This is a genomic window from Rhizobacter sp. P1_G5, from assembly GCF_056405435.1.
In genome coordinates this window covers 1-6848 of sequence record NZ_JBFUCB010000314.1, presented here as the reverse complement: position 1 = coordinate 6848, position 6848 = coordinate 1, and the positions used below count along the sequence as shown (strand labels likewise).

Genomic DNA, 6848 nt, shown 5'->3' with positions numbered 1-6848 from the left:
AAGTACAGCCACTTCATTCGATCCTCCCGTCGCGCAGCGCCAGCGTGCGGTCGCAGCGCTGCGTGAGGCGCGCGTCGTGCGTCGCGATCACGAAGGCGGCGCCTTCGGCGTGGCCGCGTTCGCGCATCAGCGCCAGCACCTGGTCGGCGGTGGCGGAGTCGAGGCTCGCGGTCGGCTCGTCGGCGATCACGAGCTTCGGCCGCTTGACCAGCGCGCGTGCGATCGCGACGCGCTGCCGCTGGCCGCCCGACAACGCATCGGGCCGATGACCGGCATGGTCCTGCAGGCCGACGGCCAGCAGCTGCGCGGCGACCCGCGCGCGCCGTTCGGTCGCCGGCACGCCGGCGAGGAACAGCGGGTAGTCAACGTTCTCGGCGACCGTCATCACCGGCACCAGGTTGAAGCCCTGGAACACGAAGCCGAGCGCATCGCGGCGCAGCAGCGTGCGCTGCGTCTCGTCGAGGCCGGCGACCAGCCGGCCATCGATCGCGATCTCGCCGGCATCGGCGGTGTCGATCAGGCCGCACAGGTTCAGGATCGTGCTCTTGCCGCTGCCCGACGGGCCGGTCAGCGCGAGCAGCTCGCCGCGCGCGACGGACAGGTCCACGCCTTGCAGCGCCGGGATCACGTGCGGACCCAGCCGATAAGTCTTGCGCACGCCGCGCAGCTCGACGGCCGCTGCGGTCACGACGGCAGCCCCTGCAGCGCCGCACGCGCCTGCTCGGCCTGCGGCGCGCCGCGCTGCACGACCTGCTCGAAGAAATGCCGCGCATCGGGCACGCGGTTCTCCTTCGCGGCCTGCGTGCCAGCCCGCATCCACACCGCGGCCTGGAACGGCAGCGGCGCCTGCGCGAACAGCGGGCTGGCCAGCACCTCGGCCAGCAGCGCGCTGCCGCGCGCGCCGCGGTGCATGAAATCGGGCACCGCGAGGAAGGTGCTGGCGGCGACGAAGCGCGTCTCCAGGCTGGCCGGCGTGCCGTGCTGGCCGATCGCATCGTGTTCCGGGGTCAGCAGCGCGAGCGCCTTGTCGAGCGTCGCCAGGCCGTCTTCAGCGAAGCCGATCTTCTTCCACGGAAGGAGAGTCGTACGGGCCTTCATCGCGGTGCTGGCGCCGCTGTAGGCCATCAGCACCGGGCTCGACGGCTCGGCCTGCAGCAGCGCATCGAAGGCGTCGGCCGCCGCGTCGACGGCGCCCTTGTCGCCGGCCGAGGCCTGGTTGAAGAGCTGGAAGGCGGGCCGGAACTGCGCGTCGGGTGCGGCGAGGCCGATCCCCTGGCCGGTGGCGAGCACGAGCGTGAACACGGCGGCGGCCAGGGTGCGCGGGAAGGTGGAACCGTTCATCGAAGTCTCCGGGAGGTGGCGATGGCGCGCATCCTCGGAGGCGTTCTGTCGTCGCGCAGCCGCGCTGCGACGAAGCGGGCGCGGGCGGCGCGAAATGGCGGCCCTGCGGCGCGAACGGCGCCCGGGGGCTCAGCCCACCTGCTTCTGGATCTCCGCCGCCACCGCATCCAGCGGCAGCGTCCGCTGCACCCCGCCGCGCTTGATCGCTTCCTTCGGCATCCCGAACACGACGCAGCTCTCCTCGTCCTGCGCGACGGTCTGCGCGCCGACCTTGCGCATCTCCAGCAAGCCGGCCGCGCCGTCGTCGCCCATGCCGGTCATGATCACGCCGAGCGCATTCGCGCCGGCGCTGCGCGCGACCGAGCGGAACAGCACGTCGACCGACGGCCGGTGGCGGTTCACCAGCGGCCCGTCGATCACCTCGACGAAGTACTGCGCCCCGCTGCGCTTGAGCAGCATGTGCCGCCCGCCCGGCGCGATCAGCGCGCGGCCCGGCAGCACGCGGTCGTTGTGCTCGGCCTCCTTCACCTCGATGCGGCACAGGCTGTCCAGCCGCGCCGCGAAAGCCGCGGTGAATTTCTCCGGCATGTGCTGCACGATCACGATGCCCGGCGTCACGCGCGGCAGCGCGGTCAGCACTTCTTCGAGCGCCTGCGTGCCGCCGGTGGAGGTGCCGAGCGCCACCACCCGCTCGGTGGTCTGCGTCATCGCCCGCGTGGCCGGCGGCAGGATCACGTCGGCGGTGTTCTTCGCCGCCGGCGTCGGCGCGACCGCCGGCCCGGCGGCCAGCCGCCGCACGTTGGCCTTGGCCGCGGCACGCACGGTGCTGATCAGCTCTTCGCCGCTGGCGGTCAGGAACTGCTTCAGCCCCAGCTTCGGCTTCGTGACGATGGCCACCGCGCCGGCGGCCATCGCCTCCAGCGTGGTCTTCGCGCCGCGCTCGGTCAGCGTCGAGCAGATCACCACCGGCGTCGGCTTCTGCTGCATCACCATGCGCAGGAAGGTGATGCCGTCCATGCGCGGCATCTCGACGTCGAGCACGATCACGTCGGGCCAGTCGTGCTTGAGCCGCTCGATCGCGAGCACCGGGTCGGCCACCGCGGCCATCACCTCGATGCCCGGCGCGTCGTCCAGCAACGCGGTGACGACCTGCCGCACGACGGCCGAGTCGTCGATCACCATCACGCGGATGTTGCTCATGCGCCGCCTTCCAGCGGCATCGACGCCGATTCCGGGTTGACCTGCCGCACCCACACGTCGCCGGTCGCCAGGTCGAAGATCATCTGGCGGTGCCCGTTGCCGAACAGGCTCTCGGAATGCACGCGGATGCCGTGTGCCGTCAGCAGGTCGCGCGCCGCCTCGCCGTTGCGGCGGCCGACGTTCGGCGTGGCGGGCGAGGCCTGCTCGGGGAACATGTTGCCGCCGCCGAAGATCTTCGCCTCGCACTCGGCCGGCGCGATGCCGCGCTTGTGCAGCTGGCGCAGCATCAGCGCGAGCGCCTCCTCGCCGTAGCGCGCGTCGGGCACGCCCAGCCGGCTCGGCGAGCGAGCGGCCAGCAGGAAGTGCGACATCGCCCCGACGCGTCTTGCCGGGTGCCACAGCGTGATCGACACGCACGAGCCGAGCAGCGTGCGCATGCGCAGCGGCGCCTCGCCGACCGCGTACTCGCCGGGCTGCAGCACCCGGTCGCCGGGCTCGGCGCTGTCGAATCGGATCGTGCTCCCCGCCATGCTGCGCTCACGGCTTGCGATAGATCGACGGCGCCACCTGGATCAACGCCGTCGTGATGTCGTTCAGGCTCTCGGAGTGGCCGATGCAGAAGAACCCGCCCGGCTTCAGCTGCTCGAGGATGCGCGCCACCACCTGCCGCTTGGTGTCGCCGTTGAAGTAGATCATCACGTTGCGCAGGAAGATCACGTCGAACGCCGCCAGCCGCGGCAGCGTGGTGTTCAGGTTGACCTGCATGAACTGCACGCGGCTGCGCAGCGTCCGGTCGACCAGCAGCGTGCCCTGCTGCTCGTCGATGCCGCGCAGGCAGAAGCGCTTCAGGTAGGTCTGCGGGATCTGCCGGCAGCGCTCCATCGGGTAGTGCGCCTGGCGCGCACGCTGCAGCACGCGGGTGCTGATGTCGGAGCCCGTCACCTCCCAGGCCGCATCGCCCAGCGTGTCGGCCAGCACCATCGCGATGCTGTAGGCCTCTTCGCCGGTCGAGCTGGCCGCGCTCCAGACGCGGAACGGCTGCGCCTTGTTCCTGGCCGCCAGGGCCGCCTCGCGCAGCAGCTCGAAGTGCTTGGGCTCGCGGAAGAAGTAGGTCTCGTTGGTGGTCAGCAGGTCGACCGCGGTCTGCACCTCGGCGCCGTTCTGGCCGCTGGTCAGCAGCTTGAAGTACTCGCTGTAGCTGCCCAGGTTGCAGGCCTGCAGCCGCTTCGCGAGCCGGCCGCACACCAGCGCCTTCTTCGCCGACGACAGCGTGATGCCGGCCGCGTCGTAGATGAAGCGCTGGAACAGGCCGAACTCGTTGTCGGAGATGGTGTTCATGGCCGGTCCGCGGGGTCGCTCGGGTCAGGATCAGAAACGGGCGAACTGCGATTCGTCGAGCGCGCCCGCGCCGTTCACGTGCAGCGAGAAGCCGCTGTGGCCGGCGGCCGGTGCCGGTTTGCGCGCACCCGCCTTGGTCCCCTTCGCTGCCGCTGCGATCGGCCTGGCCACCGCCTTGCGCGGCGCAGCCGGGCGCTGCCGCGGCGCGTCGGCGTGGGTCGCCAGCTTGAAGAACGACATCGTCTGCTGCARCTGCTCGGCCTGGCTGCTCATCTCTTCCGAGGTGGCTGCGAGTTCTTCCGAGCTCGACGCGTTCTGCTGCGTCGTCTGGCTCAGCTGGCTCACCGCCGCATTGATCTGGCTGACGCCCGACGACTGCTCTTCCGACGCCGCCGTGATCTCCTGCACCAGGTCCGAGGTCTTCTTGATGTTCGGCACCATCTGGTCCAGCAAGCGCCCCGCCTTCTCGGCCAGCTCCACGCTCGAGCCCGCCACCGTGCCGATCTCCTGCGCCGCCACCTGGCTGCGCTCGGCCAGCTTGCGCACCTCCGCCGCCACCACYGCGAAGCCCTTGCCGTGCTCRCCSGCACGCGCCGCCTCGATCGCCGCGTTCAGCGCCAGCAGGTTCGTCTGGTATGCGATGTCGTCGATGATCCCGATCTTCTGCGCGATCTGCTTCATCGCCGCCACCGTCGCACGCACCGCCTCGCCGCCCTCGGCCGCTTCGCTCGCCGCCTTCGTCGCCATCCCGTCCGTCACCTTCGCGTTCTCGGTGTTCTGCGAGATCGAYGCCGTCATCTGCTCGATCGAYGCGCTCGTCTCYTCSACSCCCGCCGCCTGCTCGCTCGACGCCTGCGACAGCGACTGCGCCGTTGCGCTCACCTCTTCCGATGCRCCCGCCAGCGCTTCCGCRCCGCTGTTCACCTCGGTCACCACCTGCGACAGCTTSTCGACAGTGGCGTTGACGTATTCCTTCATCTCGGCGAACGCGCCTTCGTAGTCGCGCTCGATGGTGCGCGTCAGGTCGCCTTCGGAGACGGCGCCCATCACCTGCACCACGTCGCCGATGCTGTCGCCGGTGGTCGACACCAGCGCGTTCAGGCCTTCGCCCATTTCCTTCTGGAAACCCTGCAGCCCGTCGAGCTCGACGCGCGCACTGAAGTCGCCGCGGTTCGCCGCCGCCACCACGTGGCGCTGGCCGTCGATCACCTGCTTCAGGCGGGCCACCATCTGCTTCACCGCGAACAGCATGCTGCTGTCGTCGCCCGGGCGCAGCGTGATCTGCGCCGACAGGTCGCCGGCCGCCACCTGGTGCAGCAGCGCCGCGGCATGGTCGGGCTCGCCGCCGAGCTGCCGGCCGATCACGCGGGTGACCAGCAGGCCCAGGCCGATCGCGAGCACCACCGAGACGCCGATCACCGCGAGCATCAGCGTCCAGGTGTGGCGCACCGTCTGCTCGGCGCCGTCGTTGGTCGCCTTGGTCTGGTTCGCCAGTTCCTCGATGACCTTGGCCATCGTGGCCTCGATGTCCGAGACGGCCTTGCGCGCCGGCCCGTTGCTCTGGTCGGAGGCCTGGTCGAACTTGCCCTCCAGCACCAGCTGCGCGATCTTCTCGTTCTGCGCCAGGTAGTTCGGCAATTGCGCGTCGAGCTCCTTCATCAGCGCCTGTTCGGTCGCGCTGAGGTTGGTGGCCCGGTAGGCCTTCAGCGCGCCGTTGAACTTGTCGAGGTGCGTCGCCGAGCGCCGGATGGTCTCCTTCACCTCGGCCGGGTCCTTCATCGCCGGCAGTCGCACGTAGGAGCGCGAATGCGCGGTCAGGCGCGACCCGGCCTCGGAGATGTCCTGCAGCGGCAGCACGTTGTCGACGTAGGTCGTGTGGATCATGCCGCCCARCTCGCTCAGGCGCGAGAGGCTGTAGCCGCCGACCAGCGCGGTCAGCACCGAGCACAGCAGGAAGCTCGCCAGCAGCTTGTGCGCCAGCTTCATCCGATGGAACCAGTTCATTTTTGTCTTCCCTTGAGTATCAGGCGGCCCGTCAGACGGCCAGCGCGTTCTGCGTGCGGTCGGCGGCGTCGGCCAGCGTGCCCAGGTCGTCCAGCGACAGCACGTGGTCGACGTTGAGCAGGATCACGAACTTGCCGCGCACCTTGCCCATGCCGTGGATGAAATCGGTGCGGATGCGGGCGCCGAAGGCCGGTGCCGGCTCGATGTCGGCGAGGGCGATGTCGAGCACCTCGTTGACCGCGTCGACGACGACGCCGATCACCTGGCGCTCGCCTTCGGCCTCGATCTCGACGATCACGATGCAGGTGCGCTTGGTCACCGGGCTCGGCGCGCGGCCGAAGCGCGCCAGCAGGTCCATCACCGGCACCACGGCACCGCGCAGGTTGATCACGCCGCGCACGCAGTCCGGCATCATCGGCACCTCGGTCAGCGTGTGGTACTCGATGATCTCCTTGATCGCGAGGATGCCGATCGCGAACATCTCGCCCGCCAGCATGAAGGTGAGGTACTGCGCCGGCTCGGCGGCGACAGGGCGCGCCACGGCCGTGGCCGGCGCGCGGTGGGTCTGGACCAGTGCGGTCATCGCGGGACTCCTTGGTTCAGAGACTTGAATCAGAAACGGGCGAACTGCGATTCGTCCGGGCCTTCGCCCGATCCACCAGCCCCGGCGAACGCCATGCCGCCGGCGAGGTTGAAGCCGCCCGAAGCGGCGCGCTTGCCCGCCTTGGCGCTGCGCGTGGCGGCCGGCTTGACCGGCGGCTGGCCCGAGGCCTTCGCGGCCTGCGTGGCATGGCCGCCGGCCAGCTTGAAGAACGACATGGCCTGCTGCAGCTGCTCGGCCTGGCTGCTCATCTCTTCCGAGGTGGCTGCGAGTTCTTCCGAGCTCGACGCGTTCTGCTGCGTCGTCTGGCTCAGCTGGCTCACCGCCGCATTGATCTGGCTGACGCCCGACGACTGCTCTTCCG

Annotated in this window: 7 protein-coding genes and 1 pseudogene; all 8 read right to left on the bottom strand. The window is 70.2% G+C overall.

Annotated features, from left to right (window positions below; translation table 11 throughout):
- Window positions 1-13: 13 nt before the first annotated feature.
- Complete coding sequence (locus AC1D12_RS20250; RefSeq protein WP_477842486.1) at window positions 14-688, bottom strand: ABC transporter ATP-binding protein; 675 nt, start codon at window positions 686-688, stop codon at window positions 14-16.
- A complete protein-coding gene (locus tag AC1D12_RS20245) occupies window positions 685-1341 on the bottom strand; it encodes a hypothetical protein (RefSeq protein WP_477842485.1) in 657 nt (218 codons plus the stop codon). The genes AC1D12_RS20250 and AC1D12_RS20245 overlap by 4 nt, the downstream gene beginning before the upstream one ends.
- 129 nt (window positions 1342-1470) lie before the next feature.
- Window positions 1471-2541 carry a protein-glutamate methylesterase/protein-glutamine glutaminase gene (locus tag AC1D12_RS20240; protein ID WP_047510633.1) on the bottom strand — a complete coding sequence of 357 codons (1071 nt, stop codon included), beginning with the start codon at window positions 2539-2541 and terminating at the stop codon, window positions 1471-1473.
- Window positions 2538-3071, bottom strand: a complete 534-nt coding sequence (locus tag AC1D12_RS20235; RefSeq protein WP_052212970.1) for a chemotaxis protein CheD — start codon at window positions 3069-3071, stop codon at window positions 2538-2540. Before AC1D12_RS20235 ends, AC1D12_RS20240 begins: the two co-directional genes overlap by 4 nt.
- 7 nt (window positions 3072-3078) lie before the next feature.
- Complete coding sequence (locus tag AC1D12_RS20230; protein ID WP_047510635.1) at window positions 3079-3879, bottom strand: CheR family methyltransferase; 801 nt, start codon at window positions 3877-3879, stop codon at window positions 3079-3081.
- 30 nt (window positions 3880-3909) lie between these two features.
- Window positions 3910-5883, bottom strand: a complete 1974-nt coding sequence (locus AC1D12_RS20225) for a HAMP domain-containing methyl-accepting chemotaxis protein (RefSeq protein ID WP_477842484.1) — start codon at window positions 5881-5883, stop codon at window positions 3910-3912.
- Window positions 5884-5914: 31 nt separating this feature from the next.
- Entirely contained in the window at window positions 5915-6466 is a 552-nt protein-coding gene (locus AC1D12_RS20220; RefSeq protein ID WP_477842482.1) for a chemotaxis protein CheW, read from the bottom strand.
- 29 nt (window positions 6467-6495) lie between these two features.
- Window positions 6496-6848 (bottom strand): annotated as a pseudogene (locus AC1D12_RS20215) (methyl-accepting chemotaxis protein); the annotation flags it as partial.

Excerpts from the sequence above, each read along its gene's own strand:
- AC1D12_RS20245 (WP_477842485.1), bottom strand. The coding sequence starts at position 1,341 with ATGAACGGTTCCACCTTCCCGCGCACCCTGGCCGCCGCCGTGTTCACG.
- AC1D12_RS20240 (WP_047510633.1), bottom strand. The coding sequence starts at position 2,541 with ATGAGCAACATCCGCGTGATGGTGATCGACGACTCGGCCGTCGTGCGG.
- AC1D12_RS20235 (WP_052212970.1), bottom strand. The coding sequence starts at position 3,071 with ATGGCGGGGAGCACGATCCGATTCGACAGCGCCGAGCCCGGCGACCGG.
- AC1D12_RS20230 (WP_047510635.1), bottom strand. The coding sequence starts at position 3,879 with ATGAACACCATCTCCGACAACGAGTTCGGCCTGTTCCAGCGCTTCATC.
- AC1D12_RS20220 (WP_477842482.1), bottom strand. The coding sequence starts at position 6,466 with ATGACCGCACTGGTCCAGACCCACCGCGCGCCGGCCACGGCCGTGGCG.